This is a genomic window from Methylobacterium sp. FF17, from assembly GCF_025813715.1.
GTDB lineage: Bacteria > Pseudomonadota > Alphaproteobacteria > Rhizobiales > Beijerinckiaceae > Methylobacterium > Methylobacterium flocculans.
Genome location: NZ_CP107532.1, coordinates 1,781,722 through 1,805,511 on the forward strand (window position 1 = coordinate 1,781,722; position 23,790 = coordinate 1,805,511).

Sequence of the window (23,790 nt, forward strand, 5' to 3'; positions counted from 1 at the left end):
CGTGGAAACACCCTTCTTCAGCGCCCCTGCGTTGACCGGCCCCATCACGCCCGCGTAACTGGAACCATGCATCACGATCCTGATTCCTTCGACGTGATCGTCGTTGGCGGAGGCCATGCGGGCGTCGAGGCGGCCGCGGCCGCAGCCCGCATGGGTGCCCGCACGGCTCTGGTGACCCATCGGGCCTCGACCATCGGCGCCATGTCCTGCAACCCGGCGATCGGCGGCCTCGGGAAGGGCCACCTCGTGCGCGAGGTGGATGCCCTCGACGGCCTCATGGGGCGCGTCGCCGATGCGGCCGGGATTCAGTTCCGTCTCCTCAACCGCCGCAAGGGACCGGCGGTCCGGGGCCCCCGGACGCAGGCCGACCGCAAGCTCTACGCCCGCGCCATGCAGGACGCCATCGCCGAGACCGCGAACCTGCGGGTGATCGAGGGCGAAGTGGCGGATCTCGCGGTGAGCGCTGGCCGCGTCGCCGCCGTCGTCCTGGGAGATGGCACCACCCTCCCCTGCGCCGCCGTGGTTCTGACCACGGGCACGTTCCTGCGCGGGCTGATCCATATCGGAGAGACCCAGGTTCCGGCGGGACGCGTCGGCGAGGACCCGTCCATCGGTCTCGCCCATACCCTCGACCGCTACGGCTTCGCCCTCGGGCGCCTGAAGACCGGCACCCCGGCCCGCCTCGACGGCCGCACCATCGACCGGTCCGGCCTCGACATGCAGTCGGCCGACGATGAGCCGGTCCCCTTCTCGACCCTCACCGAGCGCATCACCAACCCGCAGATCCAATGCGGTGTCACGCGCACCACCCAGGCCGTGCACGACCTGATCCGCGCCAACCTCCATCGCTCGCCGATGTATTCGGGCGGTATCGCGAGCCGAGGTCCGCGCTACTGCCCCTCCATCGAGGACAAGGTGGTGCGGTTCGGCGACCGCGAGGGCCACCAGATCTTCCTCGAGCCGGAGGGGCTGGACGATCCGACAGTCTATCCGAACGGGATCTCGACCGCCCTTCCCGAAAGCGTCCAGCGCGACATCATCGCGTTGATCCCGGGCCTGGAGCGGGCTGCGATCCTGCGCCCCGGCTACGCCATCGAGTACGACTACGTCGATCCGCGCGAACTCGACGCGACCCTGCAGACGAAGCGCCTGCCGGGACTGTTCCTAGCGGGGCAGATCAACGGGACGACGGGATACGAGGAAGCGGCCGGGCAGGGCCTCGTCGCCGGGATCAACGCGGCGCGGCTCGCCGGCGGGTCCGCCCTCGCGGTGTTCGATCGCGCGGAATCCTATCTCGGCGTCATGATCGACGATCTGGTGACCCATGGGGTGAGCGAGCCCTACCGGATGTTCACCTCGCGCTCGGAGTACCGGCTGTCCCTGCGCATCGACAACGCCGACGAGCGCCTGACACCGCGCGGCGCGGCACTGGGCTGCGTCGGCCCCGTACGGGCGTCGCACTTCGCGGCCTCGCAGGCGGCGCTGGAGGCGACACGGTCCCGTCTCGACGCCCTGAGCCTGACGCCGAACGAGGCCCGGGCCGTGGGGCTCGACCTCAACCAGGATGGCCTGCGGCGCAGCGCCTTCCAGCTGCTCTCCTATCCCGACATCGGCTGGGACCGCCTCGCGGCGATCTGGCCCGAGCTTGCCGCGGTCGCGCCCCGCGTCGCGGAACGCCTCTGCACGGACGCGACCTACGCCGTCTACCTCGACCGGCAGCGCGCGGATATTGCCGCCTTCCGCCGGGACGAGGCCGTGGCGCTCTCGGACCGTCTCGACTACGCGGCGATCCCCGGGCTCTCGAACGAGATGCGGGCGAAGCTCGAGATCGTCCGGCCCGGGACCCTGGGGCAGGCGGCCCGCATCGAGGGCGTGACACCGGCCGCCCTCACCCTGCTCGCGGCGCATGCCCGGCGCCGTCATCGGGAGCCGGTGGCGCATGCCCGCTGAACCGGACCGGGATCGTGTGCTGGCGGAGGCCGGTGTTTCACGTGAAACCGCCCGACGCCTCGCCATCTACGTGGCGCAGCTTCGACGCTGGCAGAACGTGAAGAACCTCGTCGGACCCGGCACCCTGGCCGAGGTTTGGACCCGCCACATCGCCGATGCCCTTCAGCTCCGGGCCCTGGCACCCGAAGCCGACACCTGGCTCGACCTCGGAGCCGGCGCCGGCCTGCCGGGCCTCGTCCTGGCGATCGCCGGACATGAGCGCCCCGGGTTTCAAGTCGACATGATCGAGAGCAATGCCCGCAAATGCGCCTTCCTGACGGAGACGGCGCGTCTCACGGAGGCGCCGGCGCGGGTGCACAATGCCCGTATCGAGCAGGCCATCGATGGGCACCAGGGCGTTGGCATCGTCTGTGCTCGCGCGCTGGCACCCCTCACCCAGCTTCTCGCCTGGTGTGAGCCACTGCTGACGACGGGCACCATCGGCCTGTTCCCGAAGGGCCGGGACGTGCAATCGGAATTGACCGACGCTGCGCAACGGTGGAGGTTCGTTTACGATCTTGAGCCGAGCCGAACCGATTCGGAAGCGCGGATCGTCCGCGTCACGACCCTATCTCGCGTGGATTCATGACAAGCGATCCGACGAAAATCCCCGCCGCCGGAGGCAACCCGGAGCGGCCGCTGCGTATCCTGGCGTTGGCCAACCAGAAGGGCGGCGTCGGCAAGACCACGACGGCGATCAATCTCGGCACCGCCCTGGCCGCGATCGGTGAAACCGTCCTGGTGATCGATCTCGATCCGCAGGGCAACGCCTCCACGGGGCTCGGCATCGACCGGCGCCAGCGCAAGGTGTCGACCTACCACGTCCTCGCCGGAGAGGCGTCCCTGGCGGAGGCCTGCATCCCGACGGCGGTGCCGCGCCTGCTGGTGGCCCCCTCCACCATGGACCTGCTCGGCCTCGAGCTGGAGATGGCGAGCGCGCCGGACCGGGCCCACCGCCTGCGCAACGTACTGAAGGGGATCGGTCAATCCGGAGCGACCGAAGGCGTGACCTACGTCCTGATCGATTGCCCGCCCTCCCTCAACCTCCTCACCATCAATGCCCTGGCGGCCTCGGACGCGGTGCTGGTGCCGCTGCAATGCGAGTTCTTCGCCCTGGAGGGCCTGAGCCAGCTCCTGCGCACCGTGGAGCAGGTGCGCGGCGCCCTCAATGCCCGCCTCACCATCCAGGGCATCGTGCTGACGATGTTCGATCCGCGCAACAACCTGTCGGCGCAGGTGGTGGCGGATGTGCGCAGCTTCATGGGCGAGAAGGTTTACGAGACCATGATCCCCCGCAACGTGCGCGTGTCGGAGGCCCCGTCCCACGGCAAGCCGGTGCTGCTCTATGACCTCAAATGCGCGGGTTCGCAGGCCTATCTGCGTCTGGCCTCGGAGATCATCCAGCGCGAGGGGCGGCTGCCGGTGGCGGCCTGAGATTTGACCGGAGGGGCACCCTGCTCCCCGGGACGAGCGTGAAACGGATTCGGGAGTCGAAGCAGGTGGCGATGGCGGATGATGTGGTGCGACCCCGGCTCGGACGTGGCCTCGCGGCCCTGATCGGTGATTTCGGCGATGATACGCCCGAGGCCGGCAAGTCCCAGGCGCAGCGCAAGGTCGCCGTCGAGTTCCTGCGGCCGAACCCGCGCAACCCGCGCCGCCGCTTCAACGAGGCGGACCTCGACGAACTCTCGGCCTCGATCAAGCTGCGCGGCATCATCCAGCCCATCGTGGTGCGGGCCCTTCCCGGTGTTCCGGACACCTACGAGATCGTCGCGGGCGAGCGCCGCTGGCGCGCGGCCCAGCGCGCCGGCCTCACCGAAGTGCCGGTGGTTACCGTGGAGATCGACGACCGGACCTCGCTCGAATTCGCGATCCTGGAGAATGTCCAGCGCACGGACCTCAACGCGATCGAGGAAGCGGCCGGCTATGAGCGCCTGATGAGCGAGTTCCAGTACAGCCAGAGCGAGCTGGCCGAGATCCTGGGTAAGAGCCGCAGTCACCTCGCCAACACCCTGCGCCTGTTGCAGCTGTCGCCGTCGATCCAGGACCGGGTCGTGGCCGGCGAGATCACGGCGGGTCACGCGCGCGCATTGCTGGCGGTGCGGGACGCCGAAGGCGTCGCGCGCCGGATCGTGGAGGAGGGGCTCTCGGTCCGCGAGGTCGAGGCCCTCGCCTCGGCGGAGGTGCCGGAGGGCGATGGCCCCCGCCCCGGCCGGCCGCGCCGCGCGGCCGAGAAGGATGCCGAGATCCGCTCCCTGGAGCAGGCCATGGCCCGCGCCCTGGGAATGAACGTCGCGTTGAAATCCAAGGTCGCGGGAGCCGGAGAAATCCGCATCCGCTATGAGACCCCCGCCGAACTCGACGCCCTCTGCCAGCGCTTCAACATCGCGCGGTCCGAGGGGTAGGCCTCAGCGCCGCCGCGCGGCCTCGGAGGCGATGCGCAGGAGCGTGCTCGAGGCCTGCGCATGCGCCAATCCGGGATCGGAGCGGCGGCAGGTCAGGACCGCGTCCTGGAGCAGCTGAACCGCGTGGCGGAGGGCAGGGGGAGACCAGCGGGCAAGCTGCGTCTCCACCAGCGCCTTGCGCCGGAAGTGCAGGCCGCGCCAGTTCGCCACCATGGCGCCGGCACTCTGTCCCTCCCCCGCGATACGGGTCGCGAGCAGGGTCAGGGCGTGGCGCAGGGCGGCGCCCAGCATCACCGAGGGGTCCATGCCCTCGTGGCGGAAGCGCCGGTAATCGCGCTCCACCTCGCCGATGCGGCCGGCAAAAGCCGCGTCGATCAGCGTGTTGAGCACACTGCCCGCGACATCGCTGACGATCGCTTCCACATCGTCCAGGCTGACGGTGCCCTGCCCCTGGGCATAGAGCGACAGCTTCTCGATCTCCGACAGGCTCGCGCCCCGGTCGCCGCCGAGACTCGCCGCGAGGATGTCGCGGGCGTCCCGCGCGATGCGCAGGCCCTGGTCCTGCAGCGTGCGGTCGATGATGTCGGCGAGCGCCCGCTCGTCGTCGGGATAGCAGGGTAGGGCGAGGGCCTTGGGGGATTTCTCGCAGAGGGTCCGCAAGGGAGCGGTCTTGCCGAGGTCGCCACCTTCCACGACGATGCGCGCCTGGGTGATCTCGGCCTTCAGGGCGGCCTCCACGGCCGGCGCGTAGTTGCGACTGCCCGCGCGCACCCAGATCGTGCGGTTGCCCCCGAACAGGCCGACGGTGCCGGCCTCGTCCACCAGGCGCCCAGGATCCTGCGCCAGCACGTCGCCGTCGATCTTCACCATGGCGAAGGGGTCGCCCGGATCCGCCACGAAGGCCTCCGCTAGCGCCTTGGCCCGGTGGAAGACGAGCCCGGTATCCGGCCCGTAGACGAGCAGGATCGCGATGCGCGGATCGGGGCCGCGCCGGATCAGGCCATCGACGTCGCCGGCCTTGACGGCGGTCATGCCGGGGTCCCCGACGTCGTCAGGGCTTGGTCACCAGCACGGAGGCGATCCGGGTCTTGATCTGCTCGGCCAGCACCTTGGCGAGGCGAATCTCGGCGTCGCGGGCGGCGCGCAAGCTGGCGAAGCGCTGGATCGAACGGTCATACGTCGCCGTCGAGGTGGCGACACCCTCGCTGATGATCTTCGTGCCGCTCAGGTCCTCCAGGGCGTACTTGATCGTGCCGACGATCGTGCCCGCTTCGGCGCGCCCGGTCAGCGAGGACACGATCGGGGTCTGCACCGTCTCGCTCCCCTGCATCTTGAGCCGATAGCGCTTGGGCGCGCTCTGGCCCGATCCGTCGAGGTCGAAGATCAGTTCGCTGCGCAGGTAGTGCCCGAGGCGCTCCTGGCCCTGCGCCATCAGCACGTCGTCCACCTGCACCGCGGCGAGCAACGCCGCCATCGGCTCACCGGAGGCGGTGGGGCCGTAGAGGGGGCGGAAGCAGGCCGAGAGGTTGAGGGCGAGCGACGAGACGAGGGCGACGCGCGCCGCCCGACGCAGGGTTCCGCCCGCTGCCGCTCCGAGTGCCAAACGCATCATGCCCGCCGCCGTCCCGCTCATCCGTTCCGCCCGATCTGTACGGCGAACCGAGGTCCGACGACAGCCTATTCGCCCCAAGCTTTACGTTTCCTATCCGGCCACGGTCGGAGCCGGATCGGGGTCAGACGACGAGGTTCACGATCCGGCCCGGCACGACGATGACCTTCTTCGGGGTTCGCCCTTCGAGGGCCCGCTGTACGGCCTCGTCTGCGAGGACCAGGGCCTGGACCGCCGCGACATCGGCGCTGCGGGGGACGGTCACGTCCGCACGCTTCTTGCCGTTGAGCTGGACGGGGAGGGTGACCTCGTCCTCGACCAGCAGGCCGCGCTCGACCTCCGGCCAGCCCGCCTGCGCGGCCAGACCGTCGCGGCCGAGCGCCCGCCAGCACTCCTCCGCGAGGTGCGGCATCATCGGGGCGATCAACTGCGTGAGGATGCCGGCCGCTTCCGTCGCGGCGCTCCGGGAGACGCCGCCCCGCAGGCCCTCGTCGAGGGCGTTGGCCAGCGTGTAGGTATGCGCGACGCAGCGGTTGAAGCGCAGGCGTTCGATATCCTCCTCCACCGACGCAAGGGCCTTGTGCGCGGCCTTGCGTAGGGCGGCGTCGCCGCTGCCCGCGCTGCCCTCCGACGCGGCCGCGAGGGACACCAGCCGCCAGACGCGCTGGACGAAGCGCGCCGCGCCCTGCACGCCGTCCTCGGTCCAGATCACGTCGCGCTCGGGCGGCGAATCGGAGAGCATGAACCAGCGGGCGGTATCGGCGCCGTAGCTCGCGATGATGTCGTCGGGGTCGACCACGTTCTTCTTCGACTTCGACATCTTCTCGATGGGGCCGATCGCGATCGGCTCCGCTGTTTTCACGTGGAACGCCTGACGCGCACCGGCCTCGCCCGTGATGCGGATGTCGGCCGGGGGCACCCAGGCGCCGGCCGCATCCTTGTAGGTCTCGTGCACCACCATCCCCTGCGTGAACAGGCCGGCGAAGGGCTCGGAGACGCCGGACCAGTCCGTCGCCTTCATCGCCCGCATGAAGAAGCGGGCGTAGAGCAGGTGCAGGATCGCGTGCTCGATACCGCCGATATACTGGTCGACGGCGAGCCACTGGTCGACGGCCTTGCGGTCCGTGGGCGCGTCCTGGAGCCAGGGCGCTGTGAAGCGCGCATAGTACCAGGACGAATCCACGAAGGTGTCCATGGTGTCGGTTTCGCGCCGGGCCGGCTTCCCGCAGGTGGGGCAGGGGACGTTGCGCCAGGCGTGGTCGCGCTCCAGCGGATTGCCGGGCACGTCGAAGGAGACCTCGTCCGGCAGCTTCACCGGCAGGTCGGCCACCGGCACCGGCACGGGCCCGCAGGCCTCGCAATGGATGATCGGGATCGGGCAGCCCCAGTAGCGCTGGCGCGAGACGCCCCAGTCGCGCAGGCGGAACTGCACCTTCCGCGAGGCCACCGCGGTGCCGGACAGGGTCTCGGCTTCGAGGCGGTTGGCCACCGCCTTGAAGGCCTCGTCCGTGGTCATGTCGTCGAGGAAGCGGGAATTGATCATCCGGCCGTCGCCGTCATAGGCGGTGTCGGTGACGACGAAGCTGCCGGCGTCCTGGTCTTCCGGGCAGACCACGGGCGTGTTGCCGAGACCGTACTTGTTGGCAAAATCGAGGTCGCGCTGGTCGTGGGCCGGGCATCCGAAGACCGCGCCGGTGCCGTAGTCCATCAGCACGAAGTTCGCGACGTAGACCGGCAGCAGCCAGGACGGGTCGAGGGGATGGCGGACCTTCAGCCCGGTGTCGAAGCCAAGCTTCTCGGCCGTGTCGATGGCGGCCTGGGCCGTACCCGTGCGCCGGCATTCCTCGATGAAGGTCTGGAGGGCCGGATGGGCGGGTGCGAGCTTCGCCGCGATCGGGTGATCGGCGGCGATCGCCAGGAACTTCGCGCCGAACAGGGTGTCGGGCCGCGTGGTGTAGACCGTCACCTCGGGGGCGACGCCGTGGGGCGGTGCCTCGATGGCGAAGCGGACCTCGAGCCCCTCCGAGCGGCCGATCCAGTTCTTCTGCATCAGCCGGACTTTTTCCGGCCAGCGCTCCAGGCCGTCCAGCGCATCGTAGAGGTCCTGCGCGAAATCGGTGATCTTGAAGAACCACTGGGTCAGCTCGCGCTGCTCCACCAGGGCGCCCGAGCGCCAGCCGCGCCCGTCGATGACCTGCTCGTTGGCGAGCACGGTGTGATCCACCGGGTCCCAGTTCACCTTGGCCGTGCGGCGCGTCACCAGCCCCTTGGCCAGGAAGTCGAGGAACATGCGCTGCTGGTGCTTGTAATAGTCGGGGTCGCAGGTCGCGATCTCCCGGCTCCAGTCCAGCGAGAGGCCCATGCTCTGCAACTGGCCGCGCATCGTCGCGATGTTGGCGTAGGTCCAGTCGCGCGGGTTGACCTTGCGCTCCATGGCGGCGTTCTCGGCGGGCAGACCGAAGGCGTCCCAGCCCATCGGGTGCAGCACGTTGAAGCCGCGCGCCCGCTTGTAGCGCGCCACCACGTCGCCCATCGCGTAGTTGCGCACGTGGCCCATGTGGATGCGCCCCGACGGATAGGGGAACATCTCCAGCACGTAGTATTTCGGCCGGGGATCGTCGTTCTTCGTGGCGTAGATGCCCGCCGCGTCCCAGGCCTGCTGCCAGCGCGGCTCGGTCTCCTTGGCGTTGTAGCGCTCGGGAGCGGGACTTTGAGCGGGGGACGTGGTCATGGGCCGGGCGCCGGGGTTCGCGAGGGTGAGGGCGGGCCGCGCGTGGTCGCGCCGCCGCCGGGGGTTGGGGGTCGGACTACCACGGCAAGGGGAGGGGTCAACACGGCGGCCGCACCGCGACGCATCGGAGCCGCTGCGGGAGCTTCGTCTTGCTGCGGGAGCTTCGTCTTGCTGTGGGAGCTTCGTCTTGCGGCCCGCGTTCGGAATGGTAGTCCCCGGTCGGACCGGTTCATCCCACGCATTTCCCGAGAGATCATGGACGACGTAGCTCCCGACGCTCCCGCCCCGCAGGCCACCACTCCCCTCGAGGCCACCGATGTCGTGGCCGGGCTGGAGGCGGTGCGCCACCGGATCCGCCAGGCGGCCCAGGATTCCGAGCGCGACCCGGCCTCGGTCGCCCTGGTCGCCGTGTCGAAGACGATTCCCGCCGAGGGGATCCTGCCGGCGCTGGAGGCCGGGCAGCGGGTGTTCGGCGAGAACTACGTGCAGGAATCGAAGGCGAAATGGCCGGCGCTCCGCGCGCGCTTCCCGGATGTCGAACTTCACCTCGTCGGACCGCTGCAATCGAACAAGGCGCGCGAGGCCGTGGAGCTGTTCGATGTGATCCACGGGCTCGACCGGCTCTCGCTGGCCGCCGCGCTCGCCAAGGAGATCGAGCGGGTCGGGCGCGCGCCGAAGCTCCTGATCCAGGTGAACACCGGGGACGAGCCGCAGAAGGGGGGCGTCTCTCCCTCGGCGGTGGATACGCTCCTCTCGGAATGCCGCGACACCCACGGGCTCGCGATCCAGGGGCTGATGTGCATCCCCCCCGCCGAGGCGCCGCCCTCGCCGCATTTCGCCCTGCTCGCCCGCATCGCGCACGCTCACAACCTGCCGATCCTCTCCATGGGCATGAGCGCGGATTACCCGGCCGCGATCCAGATGGGGGCCACCCATGTCCGTGTCGGCACCGCGATCTTCGGGGCCCGCCCGCCCAAGGGCTGAGGCTCACACGGCGGCGACGACCCGGGCCAGGGCCCCGCGCAGGGTCGCGGCCTCCGCGGCGCCGTAGCGCGCCTCGAACGCGGCCTGCGCCGCCTGCCAGAGCGGCTCGGCCGCCTCCAGCCGCGCCCGGCCCGCCTCGGTCAGGGTCAGGGCGCGCGTGCGCCCGTCCGGGCCGGGCCCGATCGCCACGAGGCCGTCGCGCTCCAGGGGGCGCAGGGCCCGGCCCATCGTGGTCCGGTCCATCACCATCGCGTCGGCGAGCCCGTTGATCGAGATCGGCCCCAGGCGCCGCAGGCCCTTCAGCATCGCGTATTGCGAGATGCGCAGGCCCGTCGGGGCGAGCTGCCGGTCATAGAACTGCGTGACCTGCCGGGCGCCCTGGCGGATCGCGTTGCAGAGGCAGATCACCGGGCGAGGATCGTCCATCGAGAACTCCGGGCGGGCCGAACCCGCCGCTCTCCGAGTGCCCTTGTCTAAAGCGTGCATATGCGCCTATGCAAGGGGACGCCGGTGGAAGCGGCGCCCCGGAGCGCGCTCGCATGGCCACGCACCCCTCTCTCCTCGTCTCGGATGCGGTGGCCGCGAGCCTCGCCCGGCGGGGCATCCATTACGGCTGGGCGGTGGCCGCCGTGACCTTCCTCACCATGCTGGTGACGGCGGGCGCGGTCGGGGCCCCCGGCGTCCTGATCCTGCCCCTGCAACGTGAATTCGGCTGGGACACGGCGACGATCGGCTCGGCGCTGGCCGTGCGCCTCCTGCTGTTCGGCCTGATGGGACCCTTCGCCGCCGCCCTGATGAACCGCTACGGGCCGCGCCGCATCGTGCTCCTGGCGCTCGCGCTCATCGCGGGCGGGCTCCTCGCCTCCCTCGGGATGCGGGAGGTCTGGCAACTCGTCCTGCTCTGGGGCGTGGTGGTCGGCGTCGGCACCGGGCTCACCGCCCTGGTGCTCGGCGCCACGGTGGCGACGCGCTGGTTCTCGCACCGGCGCGGCCTCGTCGTCGGCCTGCTCACCGCGAGCTCGGCCACGGGCCAGCTCGTGGTGCTGCCCCTGCTCGCGGCGCTCACCGAGGCCCTGGGCTGGCGCGCCGCCCTCCTGGTGATCTGCGGGCTCCTGCTCACGGCGGGTCTCGGCGTGCTGGCGCTGATGCGCGACCGGCCGGAGGATCTCGGCCTGGTCCCCTACGGCGAGACCGCGCCCGCCGGGCCGGGTGCCATCGGCTCCCAAGCGACTGGAGCGATCGCCGGCGGAGCGATCGCGGCCCTGCGGGAGGCCGCCGCCGCCCGGGTGTTCTGGGTGCTGTTCGCCACCTTCTTCATCTGCGGGGCCAGCACCAACGGGCTGATCCAGACCCACTTCATCCCCCTCTGCGCCGATTACGGCATCGGCCCGGTCCAGGGGGCGAGCGTGCTCGCGGTGATGGGCGTGTTCGACTTCATCGGCACGGTGGCCTCGGGCTGGCTGTCGGACCGCTACGACAACCGCTGGCTCCTGTTCTGGTACTATGGCCTGCGCGGCCTCTCGCTGATGTTCCTGCCGTTCTCGGACTTCTCCTTCGTCGGCCTGTCGCTGTTCGCGGTGTTCTACGGCCTGGACTGGATCGCCACCGTGCCGCCCACGGTTCGGCTCACGGCGGCGCGGTTCGGGCGCGAGCGCGCCAACCTCGTCTTCGGCTGGGTCTTCGCGGGGCACCAACTGGGTGCGGCCACCATCGCGTACGGGGCCGGGCTCTCGCGGGCGGAACTGGCGAGCTACCTGCCGGCCTTCTTCGCGGCGGGCGCGCTCTGCCTGATCGCGGCACTGCTGATCCTCACCCTCGGCCGCCCCGTCGCGGGCCAAGCCTCCGCCCCGCGCCAAGCCGCCGCCGCGCGGCCGGCCCGCGCCTGAGACGGGCGGGGACGCAGCGCCTTCCGCCCGCCGAGCGCCTTCGGGCGATTCCGGAGCCCCGTGCTCCCTCGGCGCCCCCCTGGCGTCGCCCTGAAGCCTCACATCGTCGGCTCCGCCCGGCACCGCCGGGGATGTGGTCCGGATGATGCTAGGCGGGGCGGCACCGATGCCCCGCCGACCCGCCCTCCCGAATCGACCGAGACGCACCGGCGCCCCCGCTCTGGCGGGGTGGGCGCGTGCATGCCACAAGCCCGAATCTGCCTGTAAAAGCGGCAAACCTTGGGAAATGTCAGTGCGCGACCGAGGCGCGGGCTTGGAGGCCCTGGACCTTCCGGCCAAGGTCTCGGCACTGTCCGACACAGCACCGCCACATTCCACGGGCGCCCGCCCGTACGCCCGATCACAGGGAACGAGGACGCGATGAACTACAACTGGAATTGGGGCATCTTCCTTGAACCTTCCCCGGAAGGGGCCGGAACCTACGCGGGCATGCTGCTCTCGGGCCTGCTCTGGACCGTCGTGACCGCGCTCTGCTCCTGGATCATCGCGTTCTCCCTCGGCTCGGTCATCGGCGTGATGCGCACGCTGCCTTCGAAGACCGCCAACGCCATCGGCACGACCTATGTCGAGCTGTTCCGCAACATCCCGCTCCTGGTGCAGATGTTCCTCTGGTACTTCGTGCTGCCGGAGGTGCTGCCCGAGGCATGGGGCAACGGGATCAAGCAACTGCCCAACGCGCCGTTCTACACGGCGGTGGTGTGTCTCGGCTTCTTCACGGCCTCCCGCGTCGCCGAGCAGGTGCGTGCCGGCATCCAGGCCCTGCCGCGCGGACAGAAGATGGCCGGCACCGCCATGGGCCTCACGGTGAACCAGACCTACCGCTACGTGCTGCTGCCCAGCGCCTACCGGATGATCCTGCCGCCCCTGACATCGGAGTTCCTCAACAACCTGAAGAACACCTCCGTGGCCCTGACCATCGGCCTGCTGGAGTTGACCGCGCGGGCCCGCGCCATGCAGGAATTCTCGTTCCAGGTGTTCGAGGCCTTCACGGCCGCCACCATCCTCTACGTCCTCATCAACATCGTGGTGATCTTCACCTCCGGCTGGATCGAGCGGCGCGTCGCCGTCCCGGGCCATCGCTGAGGGCCCCCAGCCCTCGCGCCTCCCCCCTTAAGGATCGCCCACGATGCTCGCGAACTTCGACTTCTCCGTCATCACCTCGGCGCTGCCGTACCTGTTCCTCGACGGCATGCGCTTCACCCTGACGCTCACGGCGCTCGCCGCCGTCGGCGGCATCATCCTCGGCACGCTCATCGCCATGATGCGGCTCTCCAGCATCCCGGTGATCCCGCAGGTGGCCAAGGGCTACGTCAACCTGATGCGGTCGCTGCCCCTCGTGCTGGTGATCTTCTGGTTCTACTTCCTGGTGCCCTATCTCGGGCAATGGGTGACGGGGGCCGACCGGCCGATGACGGTGGGCGCCTTCACCTCGTCGTTGGTGACCTTCACGCTGTTCGAGGCCGCCTACTTCTCCGAGATCATGCGCGCGGGCATCCAGTCGATCCCCAAGGGCCAGGCGGCGGCCGCCTCGGCGCTGGGGCTCACCTACTTCGCCTCGATGCGCAGCGTGATCCTGCCCCAGGTGTTCCGCAACATGACGCCCATCCTCCTGACCCAGACCATCGTGCTGTTCCAGGACACCTCGCTCGTCTACGTGCTCTCGGTCACCGACTTCCTGGGCGCGGCCTCGAAGATCGCCCAGCGCGATGGCCGCCTCGTCGAAATGTATCTGTTCGCGGCCGTGGTCTACTTCGCGGTCTGCTTCGTGGCCTCGATGGCGGTGCGCCGCCTTCAGAAGAAGATCGCCATCATCCGCTGACGCCGCACCCCGAGCCTTAGGATTCCCCCGATGAGCACGTCGCTGAACACGTCCCAGGCCCGCGAGACCACGGCCCCCATGATCACGATGAAGTCCGTCAGCAAATGGTATGGCGACTTCCAGGTCCTCACCGACTGCACCACCGCCGTGAACAAGGGTGAGGTGGTGGTGGTGTGCGGACCCTCCGGGTCGGGCAAGTCGACCCTGATCAAGACCGTCAACGCCCTCGAGCCCTTCCAGAAGGGCGAGATCGTGGTGGACGGCACCCCCGTGCACGACCGCAAGACCAACCTGCCGAAGCTGCGCGCCCGCGTCGGCATGGTGTTCCAGCACTTCGAGCTGTTCCCGCACCTGTCCATCACGGAGAACCTGACCCTCGCCCAGGTGAAGGTGCTCAAGCGCAACGAGGGCGAAGCCCTGAAGACGGGCCTGGCGCTCCTCGACCGGGTCGGCCTCTCGGCCCATGCCAAGAAGTTCCCGGGCCAGCTCTCGGGCGGCCAGCAGCAGCGCGTCGCCATCGCGCGGGCGCTCGCCATGAACCCCGTCGTGATGCTGTTCGACGAGCCGACCTCGGCCCTCGACCCCGAGATGGTGGGCGAGGTGCTCGACGTCATGGTGCAGCTCGCCCGCGAGGGCATGACCATGATGTGCGTGACCCACGAGATGGGCTTTGCCCGCAAGGTCGCCAACCGCGTCATCTTCATGGACAAGGGCGAGATCGTCGAGGACGCCACGAAGGAAGACTTCTTTGGCAACGCCCGCTCGGAGCGCGCGCAGAACTTCCTCTCCAAGATCCTCGTGCACTGACAGCCGCGAAGCCCCGTCGCCCCGAAGGGCCGGTTCCGTGAGAGACGGAACCGGCCCTTCGTCGTTCGGGCCCCCTGTTTTCGCGTGCCGGGCCGGACCCAGGCGGGGCGACAACGCATTATGCCCTCAAGGCCGAGACCATCGGCGGGCGGCCTCCCGAACGGACCGCGACGCCGGCGGGAGATCGCAGAGGCGTCGGAATCCTGTCGGTGCGGTCCGCACCTTGAGGGAGACGATGTCCATGCCCACACGCACCACGACGATGGCCGCGCTCGCGTCGGCCTGCCTGCTCACCGGACCGGCCCGGGCCGAGGCGCCACCGGCCCTGACCGGCCTCTGGAAGCTCGTCTCCTACGAGGTCGAGGTCCGCGCCGACGGCAAGACGCAGCCGGTGATGGGCGCCCATCCCACCGGCTACGCCTACTTCACGCCGGAGAACCGCGTCTTCTTCCTGCTCTCGGGGGAGGGGCGCAAGGCCGCCGAAACCGACGCCGAACGCGCCCAGCTGATGAAGACGCTGGTCTCCTACACCGGCACGGTGACGCTCAGCGGCGACCAGTGGACCACCCGGATCGACACGGCCTGGGACCCGAAATGGGTCGGCACCGACCAGACCCGGACCTTCACCGTCGAGGGCCGCCGCCTGCGCGTCCTCACCCCCTGGCGCGTGATGCCGAACTGGGCCGACCAGGGCGAGACCCGCAGCATCGTCACCTTCGAGCGCGCGAAGGACTGATCGGGCTTCACGCTCGCAGTGCGCTTCCTCTCCCGAAAGAGAGGGGACCCGCGGCGTCGCCGAGAGCGACACAGCGTGGCGGGGCTTTCGATGCCCCTTGAGGCCCTGCCGCAACGGGGGCCGTCGTGGTCCGAACGCCGGATCTCGCCGGCCTTCACATCCGCGCTTGGGGAGAAGAGACCGATCGCCCCAGCACGAACCCAAATCCGTCCAGCACTGCTCTCCTCCCCCTTGCGGGAAGGAGCCGGAGGTGGGGGTGCGGCGCCTTACTTCGGACGTTGAGGCGCTCCTGGCGATCCGGTTCGGGGGACCTTGGGAGTGGCGCGCCGGCACCCCCACCCTGACCCTCCGGCAAGCCCAGGATGACCCAGCGTGGCAGGGCATTCGATGCCTCCAAGCGCCATAGGCGATCGCCCTACCTGTAAGGAGAGGGTGAGGGCGTGGTCCATCTCCGGAGAATCCAAATACCTCACCGGCCCCCAAAGGCGGGGAACCCGCACCAGAACCCGACCGATTCAGTCGAAAACAGCATGCTGCGGCTTCCGGTGCGGCCGGAGCGAACGCACCGCACGGGATTTCACGGGAAACAAGCCGCGCGGCCGGGCGGTCTACTGTCCCGGCCCGCGCGCCAGCCCCGCCAGGGTGAACAGGTCGACCGAGAGCTTGGCGCCGATGACGAAGGCGTCGGGGATCGTCTTGCGACGGTACGGGAAGCGCGTCTGGTCCGGATTGATGATGTACTGGAGGTTCGGCGTCAGCCGCACCGAGGGCGCGACCTGGATGCCGTAGTTCAGTTCCATCATGATCTGCTGGCGCGGGATGGTCCGGTCGATCCCAAGGCTGTTCTGCGCGAACACGATGTTCGAGAGCGCGAGCCGCGAGAAACGCTGGATGTTGACCACGAAGCCCACGGTGTCGAAGGGCCGGCCCGCGAAGGTGCCGGTCTGCAGCGCGCCGATCTCCAGGAAGGTATCCTCCACGAGGCGGCCCGAGGTGCCGGCCATGGCGACACCGAACACGGTCAGGCCCTGGATGCCGGCCGGGTCGGGGCGCCACACCATCTGGTCGAAGCGCGCATAGATGCCGGAGCGCCCGAACCGGGTGGCGGGGGCGAGGCCGGTGAGCACCGAGCGTTGGCCGGTCACGTCGCGGACCGGGTCGGCGTAGTCGGAGGCGTCGTACCAGCCGCCGACGCCGTAGTTCCGGGGCAGGGGGTCGTTGGCGAAGGTGGTGGCGTAGCCGAGCTCGAACGGCATGATCGCGCCGGTGGCGCCCCGCGTCGAGAAATCGAGGCCGTTGTCGCCGAGCTGCTGGTGGCGCGGGTTCACCTCGTAGACGCCCGCATGGACGAACACCCGGTCGGTCAGCCAGGCCTTGGCGTGGGCGCCCCAGCTCGCGACCGGCCAGAAGGTGAAGTTCGAGGTCTTGAACACGAAGGTCGGGTTGCCGCAGGCGGAGTTCGTCTGGAAATTGCAGTAGATCGGCGAGTTGAGGAAGGCGATGTTGGCGACCAGCCGGCCGAACTCGACGATCAGCCGGTCGTCGAAGAGCTTCTGCTCGTAGCTGAGCAGGGTGAGCCGGGTGGTCTGGCCGCCCCCGAAGATCTCCTGCACCGAGGTGTTGTTGCCGATGAACCGGTCGGAGAGATTGTTGCCGTGCCGGTTCGTCACCGCGACGTGGAGGGCTCCGCCCGCGATCCCGGCGAGCCGGTTCAGGTCGGCGTCGATGCCGAAGAAGACCTGCCCCGCATAGGCGCCGCCCTGCCGGATGCCGCCGATGGGATTGGCCGCCGCCTGCCCGGTGTAGTTGGCGATGAGGTTGAGGCCGTTGCCGAGGTCGAAGGTGCCGGCCGGCAGGGTCGGGGGCGTCGCGGTCTGGCCCAGCGTGTCGGCGGCGCCGGCCGCGCTGTCGGCGCCCGCGAATCCCTGGCCGTCCGGCTGCGGCGGCCGGCGGGAAGCGCGCCGCAGGGCAGGCCGCTGCACCGTGTCCGGCAGGCCGATGCCGGTCGCTTGCGCCCGCGCTTCCGGTGCGAAGGCCAGCGCCGCGAGGCCGAGGCCCAGAGCGCTCGCTCTCAATCCCGCCACCGTCGATATCTTGCCCATTGGTCGTGCCCCCTCGAGTTTCGTGGTGTTCGCGTGGCCGGTCTTGGCGCCGGGTTGGTGGAGTGCGGCCCTCCGCGATGCGTGAGGCGTGGAGGCTTCGAAGAGGCTCCACGTCGCACCCGGGAAAGCACCGCCCCTCAGGCCGCCCGCTTCTTCAGGAGCCCGACGAGGAGCCCCGTCGTCAGGGTGCCGGCGACCAGCGCGATCAGGGCGCCGGGCAGGTTGGTGACCGCGTTGGGGATCGGCAGCACGAACAGGCCGCCATGGGGCACCTTGAGCTCGACGCCGAGGCTCAGCGCGAGGGCGCCGGCCAGGGCCGAGCCCGCCACCATCGCGGGGATGACCCGGAGCGGGTCGGCCGCCGCGAAGGGGATCGCCCCCTCGGTGATGAAGGCCGCGCCCAGCACGGCGGCGGCGCCGCCCGCCTCGCGCTCGGGCTTCGAGAAGCGGGCCGGGAACAGGCGGGTGGCGAGCGCGATGCCGAGCGGCGGTGTCATGCCCCCGATCATCACCGCCGCCATCGGGGCGGTGATGCCCGACGCGATCAGCGCCGCGGAGGACGCATAGGCCGCCTTGTTGACCGGCCCGCCCATGTCGATGGCCATCATGCCGCCGAGAACGAGGCCGAGCAGCACGGCGCTGGTGCCCTGCATGCCCTTCAGCCACTCGGTCAGCGCGGCCAGGATCGCCGCCACGGGCACGCCGACGACGTAGATCATCAGGAGGCCGCTGATCGCGGTGGCCAGCAGCGGCAGGATCAGGACGGGCTTGAGGCCCTCCAGGTTCCGGTGCAGGCGGATATGCCTGTTGAGGAAGGAGGTGGCATAGCCGGCTATGAAACCCGCCGCGATGCCGCCGAGGAAGCCGGCCTGGAGGTTGGCGGCCAGCATGCCGCCGATCATGCCGGGCGCGATGCCGGGGCGGTCCGCGATGGAATAGGCGATGTAGCCGGCGAGTGCCGGAACGATCAGCGCGAAGGCCGCCTTGGCGCCGATCTCGCCGAGCGCGAAGCCCAGCGTGCCGGCGTGCTCGGGCTTCATGGCGTCGATGCCCCCGAGCGCGAAGGCGAGCGCGATGAGCAGCCCGCCCGCCACGACGAAGGGCAGCATGAACGAGACGCCCGTCATCAGGTGCTTGTAGGCGCCCGCCTTCGCCTCGGCCGCCGCCGGACGGGCGGGCTCCCCCGCCGCCGCCGCGCCCCCCTGCACCTGTGCCGCGTCGAACGCTGTGGCGATCAGGCCCTTGCCGTCGCGGATCGCCGCCTTGGTGTTGGTGGCATAGACCAGTTTGCCGGCAAAGCGGGAGCGGTCGACCCCGGTATCGGCCGCGATCAGGACGAGGTCGGCCGCCGCGATCTCCTCCGGCGTGAGCGCGTCGTGGGCGCCGACCGAGCCTTGCGTCTCGACGCGGACCGCGTAGCCCAGCGCCTGCGCCGCCGCCTGGATGCCTTCCGCCGCCATGAAGGTGTGGGCGATGCCGGTGGGGCAGGAGGTGACGGCGACGATCGTCCTGGATGCCGTCGCGGGCGCCGCGCCGGCCTCACCGGACAGGACGCGGTCGAGCACCGCGTGCGCGTCGGTGAGCACGTCCTCGATCCGGATCCGGGCCCGGCGCATCGCCCCGAACCGACCCTCGCCGAGGTCGCCTTCGCCGATCAGGAGGACGGTGTCCGCCCCCGCGATCGCGGCGGCGCTGAGGGGATGGCCGCCCACGCCCTTGCCGCGCAGTTCCACCTCGACGGCCTGGCGCCGCCTCTGCGCGGCCTTGCGCAGGGCCTCGCCGGCCAGCACCGCGTGCAGGCCCTGGGCCCCGCCTCCCACTACCGCCAGAACCTGGGTCATGGCTTCCTCCTCGTCGTTCGGGTTGCGTCTGATCGTTCGTCGCCGATGCGCGCGGCGCGGCGGGGGCACCCGGGTCCCGTGCCCTCGGCTCAGCCCGTGAGGCGCTCCACCCGCACCGTGGCGGCGATGGCCTCCACCGCCGCGCGGGGCGGCAGGTTCGCGCCGGCCCGGGCCAGCTTGCCGGCCGCGAAGGCAAGGGCGAGGCGGGCGGTGTCGGGCAGGGCGAGGTCCGCATGCAGACCCGCCACCAGCCCCGCCACCAGGGCGTCGCCGGCCCCGACGGTGCTGGCGATCGCGGTCGGCGGGGCCAGGGCGTGCAGCGTCCCGTCCCCGTCGCAGAACAGCGCGCCCTCGGCCCCGAGGGAGACCACCACCAGGGCGATGCCGCGCGCCCGCAGGTCCTGGGCCGCAGCCGCAACGTCGGCCAGCCCCGGCAGGGTGCGCCCGGCCCATTCCTCCAGCTCGTGCCGGTTCGGCTTGATCGCGAAGGGGAGGACGGGGGCCGCCAGCGCGGCGGCGAGCGGCGGGCCGGAGGCGTCGAGGATCACGCGGGCGCCGCGCGCCCGCAGCTCGGCGGTGAGGTCGGCATAGGTCCGGGGTCCCAACCCGCCCGGCAGGCTGCCGGCCAGCACCACCAGCCCCTCCGGGGCGGTCAGGGCGCGCAGGGCGGCGCGCACGGTCACCAGGGCATCCGGCGTGAGGTCCAGGCCCGGCAGGTTGATGTCGGTGGTGTCGCCGCTGGCCCCGTCGAGGAGCTTGAGGTTGGTCCGGGTCTCGCCGGGAATCCAGGCGAAGCGGTCCTCGATGCCCTTGGCGTCCATCAGAGCCTGGAACGGGGCGGCGTTGTCCCGGCCGAGCACGCCGGTGGCGGCGACGGATAGGCCCCAATCGGCGAGGCAGGCGGCGACGTTGACGCCCTTGCCGCCCGCATCCCGGCGCACGCTGCGGGCGCGGTGGACCGCGCCGGGGGTCAGGGCCTCCAGCACCACGGTCTGGTCGAGGGCCGGGTTGAGGGTGACGGTGACGACACTCACGCGGCATCCCCCGTCCATGCGCGGGCGAGCGCCCGGACGCCGGCCGCATCCTCCTGGGCGCAGGCGCGGGCGGCGAGCGCCCGCAGCTCGCCGATCCCGGCGGATCGCAGCCGCGCCTTCACGGCGGCGACGTCGCGGGGCGTCATCGAGAGTTCGTGCACCCCGAGGCCCGCGAGCAGGCCGGCGCCGAAGGGGTCGCCCGCGATGCCGCCGCAGACGCCGACCCAGCGCTTGTGGCGCGCGGCCCCCTCGCAGGTCATGTGGATGAGGCGCAGCACCGCCGGGTGCAGGCTGTCGGCCTCCGGGGCGAGGTCGGTGTTCTGACGGTCGATGGCGAGCGCGTACTGCGTCAGGTCGTTGGTGCCGATGGAGAAGAAGTCGCAGTGCCGCGCCAGCGCATCCGCCTGGATCGCGGCGGCCGGCACCTCGATCATGATGCCGATCGGCACCGCCGGCGCGTCGAGTTCGAGCCGGATGCGCTCGCAATGGGCGCGCAGGGTCAGCACCTCGGGCACCGAGGTGATCATCGGGAACATGATGGAGAGCGGCGCGTGCTGGCCGAGGGGGGCGCCGGCCGGCACGCCGTCCCGGGCGGCCCGGTAGAGGGCGCGCAGCTGCGGCTCCATCAGGTCGGGCCGGCGCAGGAGCAGGCGGGCGCCGCGCACGCCGAGGAAGGGGTTCTCCTCCCGCGGCAGGTGCAGGTGCGCCACCTGCTTGTCGCCGCCGATGTCGAGGGTGCGCACGATGAGCGGACGGCCGGCGAGCGCCGCCAGCATGGCCCGGTAGGTGGCGTACTGGTCGTCTTCCGTGGGCGTGTCGCCGCGCTCCAGGAACAGGAACTCGGTGCGCATCAGGCCGACGCCCTCCGCGCCCTGGTCGAGGGCCAGCGGCACCTGCTCGGGGTTGTTGACGTTGGCGCCGATGGCGATCGCGTGCCCGTCCGTGGTGCGGGCGGGCAGCGCCCGGGCGCGGGCCTCGTCCGCGGCCGCGGCGCGCTGGCGCGCGCTCCAGGCCCGGGCCGAGGCGAGGTCCGCTTCGCTCGGGTCGAGGTAGAGGCGCCCGGTACCGCCATCGAGGATGGCGGGGGTGCGGTTCGCGAGGGCGAGCAGGCTCGCGCCCCCCGCCACCAGGGCGGGGATGCCCAGCGTCCGGGCCAGGATCGCGGTGTGCGAGGTCGGGCCGCCCTGCGCGGTGGCGAGGCCGATGACGCGGGCGGGGTCGAGCCCGGCGGTGTCGGAGGGGGCGAGATCCGGCGCGATCAGGATGCAGGGCACGTCCGGCAGGTCGTGGCCGCTCTTCAGGGCGGGGTCGATCTGCGCCAGCACCCGCCGGCCGACGTCGCGCAGGTCCGCCGCGCGGGCCGCCAGCACCGGGTTGCCCAGCGCCGAGAGCTTGCCCGCCATCCGCTCCACCGCCTGGTTCCAGGCGAAGGCGACGCCGTGGCCCTCCACCATGAGCTGGCAGGCCAGCGTGATGAGGTCGGTGTCGGCGATGAGTTCGCCCTGCGCCTTGAAGATCCCCGCATCCGCCTTGCCGAGGCGGCGCTCGGTGTCGTCGGCCAGCGCCCGGAGCTGTCCCGCGGTGGCCTCGAGGGCCGCGTGCAGGCGGTCGCCGCCGGAGGTCAGCGGCTCCGGCTCGTCCGGCACCGCGACCTCGGCCTGGCTCAGCACGTGGATCGGGCCGATGACGAGGCCCGGCGAGGCGCCGAGGCCGGCATGGATGCGCGGCGCGTCGGCCGGGTTCCAGCCCGCCACCGGCCCGGCGGCCTTCGCGGCGGCGGCGGCGGCCGCCTGCGCCGCCGCCTTTTCGCCGGCGCTGAGGCCGGTCACGGCCTTGCAGATCTTCGAAAGGGCGCCGGCCTCGTCGTCGCCCTCGGCCGAGATCGTGACCCCGTCGCCGCAGCGCAGGCCGAGCTGCAGCAGCGCGATCAGGTTCTTGGCATCCGCCACCTCCGCGCCGTGCCGCACCTGGATGCGGGCCGGGCAGGAGCGCGCGACCTCGACCCAGTGCGCGGCCGGGCGGGCATGCAGGCCGGTGGGGTAATCCACCGTCCAGTCGAAGCGCTGGCTCAGGTCGGTGGCCGGACCGGCGCTGCCGGGGCTCGCCGCGTCCTCGGTGAGGGCCGCCGCGATCTCCTCCTTGCGCGGGGTGGCGCGCAGGGCGGTGAGGCGGGCCTCGTCCTGGATCAGGCGGGTGAGCCGGCGCAGCAGCGTGATGTGGGTGTCGGACTGCGCCGCGATGGCGACCACGAGATGCGCGACCTGGCCGTCATGCCACGCGATGCCGCCGGGCACCTGCAGCACCGCGAGCCCGCTTTCGCGGACGAGGTGGCGGTCGTCGACCATCCCGTGCGGGATCACGACGCCGTGCCCGAGATAGGTGTTCGACACCGCCTCCCGGCGCAGCATGCTCGCCTCGTAGGCCGGATCGATGCAGCCGCCGGCGACGAGAAGCTGGGCCGCCTCGCGAATGGCCGCCTCCTTGGTCGTGGGCGTGGCGCCGAGGCGGATGAGCAGGCGCGGATTCAGTGGCGGCGTCGGTGCGAGCATGGCGCGCTCCTCCCGTGTTGTGTGTTAATGCCACTGAAAACGTTTTCACATGCAATGTCAACGTGTATTGGCGTAATAGTGCAGCATCCCGCCTTGCGAGGTGCGCGAGGGGCTGGCATGACGGGGCCATGAGCATGAAAACGTTTCCCGTCCGATGACCGTCGGGATCCGCGATGTCGCCCGGGCCGCGGGGGTCTCGACCGCCACCGTATCGCGGGCGCTCGGCCAGGGACCGGTCAGCGAGGCCCTGCGCCGGCAGGTGGAGGCGGCGGTGCGCGCCACGGGCTACCGGCCCAACCTGTCGGCCCGGCGCCTGCGCTCGCAGACGACCCGGACGATCGGGCTGATCGTGGCCGATATCCGCAACCCGTTCTTCACGGCGGTGAGCCGGGCGGTGGAGGACGCCGCCTACGCGGCCGGGATGCGGGTGATCCTGTGCAACACCGACGAGGACCCGGCCCGCGAGGCGCTCTACCTGCGCCTGATGGAGGAGGAGCGCGTCACCGGCCTCATCTTCGCGCCGACCCGGATCACCGCCGAGGCGATGAAGGCCGGCGACCTCGACGTGCCGGCGGTGTTCATCGACCGGCCCGGGCCGCCGGGCGCCCATGACAGCGTGGTCCTCGACAACGTCGCGGCGGCCGCCGCCCTCGTCGACCACCTCCGGGCCCAGGGCTACCGCCGGATCGGCGGCCTGTTCGGCGCCACGAGCTCCACCGCGCAGGAACGTTGCGCGGGCTACACGGAGGCCCTGGGCCGGCACGGGGCGGACCCCCTCGCGCGCGTGGCCGCGCCGAACGCCGCCGCCGCCGAGGCTGCGCTGACGGCGTGGCTCGCGCAGGGCGACCGCCCCGATGCGCTGCTCCTCTCGAACGGCCTGATGCTGATGGGGGCGGTGCGGGCCGCGCGCGGCCTCGGCCTCGCGGTGCCCGGCGACCTCGGGCTCGCGGGCTTCGACAACGAGCCCTGGACCGACCTCGTGGAGCCCGGCCTGACGGTGATCGAACAGCCCGTCGCGGAGATCGGCGCGCAGGCCATGGCGCTCCTGTTCGACCGGCTGAAGGCGCCGGACCAGCCGGTGCGCAAGGTGACCCTGAGCGGCCGGCTCATCCTGCGCGGCTCCTCGCAGCGGGGATAGGCGGCGTTCCGGATTTCGGGAACGCCGGTCTTTCTCCGCCCGCGCGGGGGCGGGATGCGGGCGGAAATTCGGCCCGTGCCGGGTGAGGGCCTGCCCCGCC

19 protein-coding genes are annotated in these 23,790 nt (G+C 71.2%); 11 read left to right on the forward strand and 8 right to left on the reverse strand.

The window, feature by feature from the left end; translation table 11 throughout:
* The first annotated feature begins 66 nt into the window (after window positions 1-66).
* From mnmG to OF380_RS08265, 4 genes are all read left to right on the forward strand, one after another.
* On the forward strand, window positions 67-1,950 hold the full coding sequence (gene mnmG / locus OF380_RS08250) for a tRNA uridine-5-carboxymethylaminomethyl(34) synthesis enzyme MnmG (RefSeq protein ID WP_264050291.1): 1,884 nt from the start codon (window positions 67-69) through the stop codon (window positions 1,948-1,950).
* Window positions 1,940-2,578 carry a 16S rRNA (guanine(527)-N(7))-methyltransferase RsmG gene (gene rsmG / locus OF380_RS08255; RefSeq protein WP_264050292.1) on the forward strand — a complete coding sequence of 213 codons (639 nt, stop codon included), beginning with the start codon at window positions 1,940-1,942 and terminating at the stop codon, window positions 2,576-2,578. The genes mnmG and rsmG overlap by 11 nt, the downstream gene beginning before the upstream one ends.
* The gene (locus OF380_RS08260) at window positions 2,575-3,423 is read left to right on the forward strand and encodes a ParA family protein (protein ID WP_264050293.1); all 849 of its coding nucleotides are present in this window, start codon (window positions 2,575-2,577) and stop codon (window positions 3,421-3,423) included. The genes rsmG and OF380_RS08260 overlap by 4 nt, the downstream gene beginning before the upstream one ends.
* 71 nt (window positions 3,424-3,494) lie before the next feature.
* Window positions 3,495-4,394: a ParB/RepB/Spo0J family partition protein gene (locus tag OF380_RS08265; RefSeq protein ID WP_264051242.1), complete on the forward strand. Its 900-nt coding sequence runs from the start codon at window positions 3,495-3,497 to the stop codon at window positions 4,392-4,394.
* A 3-nt stretch (window positions 4,395-4,397) separates the two neighbouring features.
* Here the strand turns inward: OF380_RS08265 and holA are convergent, their stop codons facing one another.
* From holA to leuS, 3 genes are all read right to left on the reverse strand, one after another.
* Entirely contained in the window at window positions 4,398-5,426 is a 1,029-nt protein-coding gene (gene holA, locus OF380_RS08270) for a DNA polymerase III subunit delta (RefSeq protein ID WP_264050294.1), read from the reverse strand.
* Between the two features lie 19 nt (window positions 5,427-5,445).
* The gene (gene lptE / locus OF380_RS08275; protein ID WP_264051243.1) at window positions 5,446-6,003 is read right to left on the reverse strand and encodes an LPS assembly lipoprotein LptE; all 558 of its coding nucleotides are present in this window, start codon (window positions 6,001-6,003) and stop codon (window positions 5,446-5,448) included.
* A gap of 124 nt (window positions 6,004-6,127) precedes the next feature.
* A complete protein-coding gene (gene leuS, locus OF380_RS08280) occupies window positions 6,128-8,734 on the reverse strand; it encodes a leucine--tRNA ligase (protein WP_264050295.1) in 2,607 nt (868 codons plus the stop codon).
* Between the two features lie 255 nt (window positions 8,735-8,989).
* Between leuS and OF380_RS08285 the strand changes: the two genes are divergently transcribed.
* Window positions 8,990-9,718, forward strand: coding sequence for a YggS family pyridoxal phosphate-dependent enzyme (locus OF380_RS08285; RefSeq protein WP_264050296.1), 729 nt, complete (start codon window positions 8,990-8,992; stop codon window positions 9,716-9,718).
* 3 nt (window positions 9,719-9,721) lie between these two features.
* Here OF380_RS08285 and OF380_RS08290 read toward each other — a convergent pair whose 3' ends face one another.
* Window positions 9,722-10,144 (reverse strand): MarR family winged helix-turn-helix transcriptional regulator, encoded by a 423-nt coding sequence (locus tag OF380_RS08290; RefSeq protein WP_264050297.1) that lies wholly within the window; start codon window positions 10,142-10,144, stop codon window positions 9,722-9,724.
* A 113-nt stretch (window positions 10,145-10,257) separates the two neighbouring features.
* Here OF380_RS08290 and OF380_RS08295 point away from each other — a divergent pair, with 113 nt between their 5' ends.
* The 5 genes from OF380_RS08295 to OF380_RS08315 all read left to right on the forward strand — a co-directional run bounded on the left by OF380_RS08295 (window position 10,258) and on the right by OF380_RS08315 (window position 15,026).
* Window positions 10,258-11,604, forward strand: coding sequence for an MFS transporter (locus tag OF380_RS08295; protein ID WP_264050298.1), 1,347 nt, complete (start codon window positions 10,258-10,260; stop codon window positions 11,602-11,604).
* Window positions 11,605-12,024: 420 nt separating this feature from the next.
* Window positions 12,025-12,747: an amino acid ABC transporter permease gene (locus OF380_RS08300; RefSeq protein WP_264050299.1), complete on the forward strand. Its 723-nt coding sequence runs from the start codon at window positions 12,025-12,027 to the stop codon at window positions 12,745-12,747.
* A 43-nt stretch (window positions 12,748-12,790) separates the two neighbouring features.
* The gene (locus OF380_RS08305; protein ID WP_264050300.1) at window positions 12,791-13,483 is read left to right on the forward strand and encodes an amino acid ABC transporter permease; all 693 of its coding nucleotides are present in this window, start codon (window positions 12,791-12,793) and stop codon (window positions 13,481-13,483) included.
* A gap of 78 nt (window positions 13,484-13,561) precedes the next feature.
* Entirely contained in the window at window positions 13,562-14,290 is a 729-nt protein-coding gene (locus OF380_RS08310) for an amino acid ABC transporter ATP-binding protein (RefSeq protein ID WP_264051244.1), read from the forward strand.
* Between the two features lie 241 nt (window positions 14,291-14,531).
* Window positions 14,532-15,026: a lipocalin-like domain-containing protein gene (locus OF380_RS08315; protein ID WP_264050301.1), complete on the forward strand. Its 495-nt coding sequence runs from the start codon at window positions 14,532-14,534 to the stop codon at window positions 15,024-15,026.
* Between the two features lie 608 nt (window positions 15,027-15,634).
* Here OF380_RS08315 and OF380_RS08320 read toward each other — a convergent pair.
* From OF380_RS08320 to ptsP, 4 genes are all read right to left on the reverse strand, one after another.
* A complete protein-coding gene (locus tag OF380_RS08320; RefSeq protein WP_404810557.1) occupies window positions 15,635-17,128 on the reverse strand; it encodes a carbohydrate porin in 1,494 nt (497 codons plus the stop codon).
* Window positions 17,129-17,265: 137 nt separating this feature from the next.
* Window positions 17,266-18,969: a fructose-specific PTS transporter subunit EIIC gene (locus OF380_RS08325; RefSeq protein WP_264050302.1), complete on the reverse strand. Its 1,704-nt coding sequence runs from the start codon at window positions 18,967-18,969 to the stop codon at window positions 17,266-17,268.
* An 89-nt stretch (window positions 18,970-19,058) separates the two neighbouring features.
* Window positions 19,059-20,003 carry a 1-phosphofructokinase gene (gene pfkB / locus OF380_RS08330; RefSeq protein ID WP_264050303.1) on the reverse strand — a complete coding sequence of 315 codons (945 nt, stop codon included), beginning with the start codon at window positions 20,001-20,003 and terminating at the stop codon, window positions 19,059-19,061.
* A complete protein-coding gene (gene ptsP, locus OF380_RS08335) occupies window positions 20,000-22,552 on the reverse strand; it encodes a phosphoenolpyruvate--protein phosphotransferase (RefSeq protein ID WP_264050304.1) in 2,553 nt (850 codons plus the stop codon). Before ptsP ends, pfkB begins: the two co-directional genes overlap by 4 nt.
* A gap of 154 nt (window positions 22,553-22,706) precedes the next feature.
* On the opposite strand from ptsP, the gene OF380_RS08340 reads away from it, so the two are divergent.
* Complete coding sequence (locus OF380_RS08340) at window positions 22,707-23,690, forward strand: LacI family DNA-binding transcriptional regulator (RefSeq protein WP_264050305.1); 984 nt, start codon at window positions 22,707-22,709, stop codon at window positions 23,688-23,690.
* Window positions 23,691-23,790: the final 100 nt, after the last annotated feature.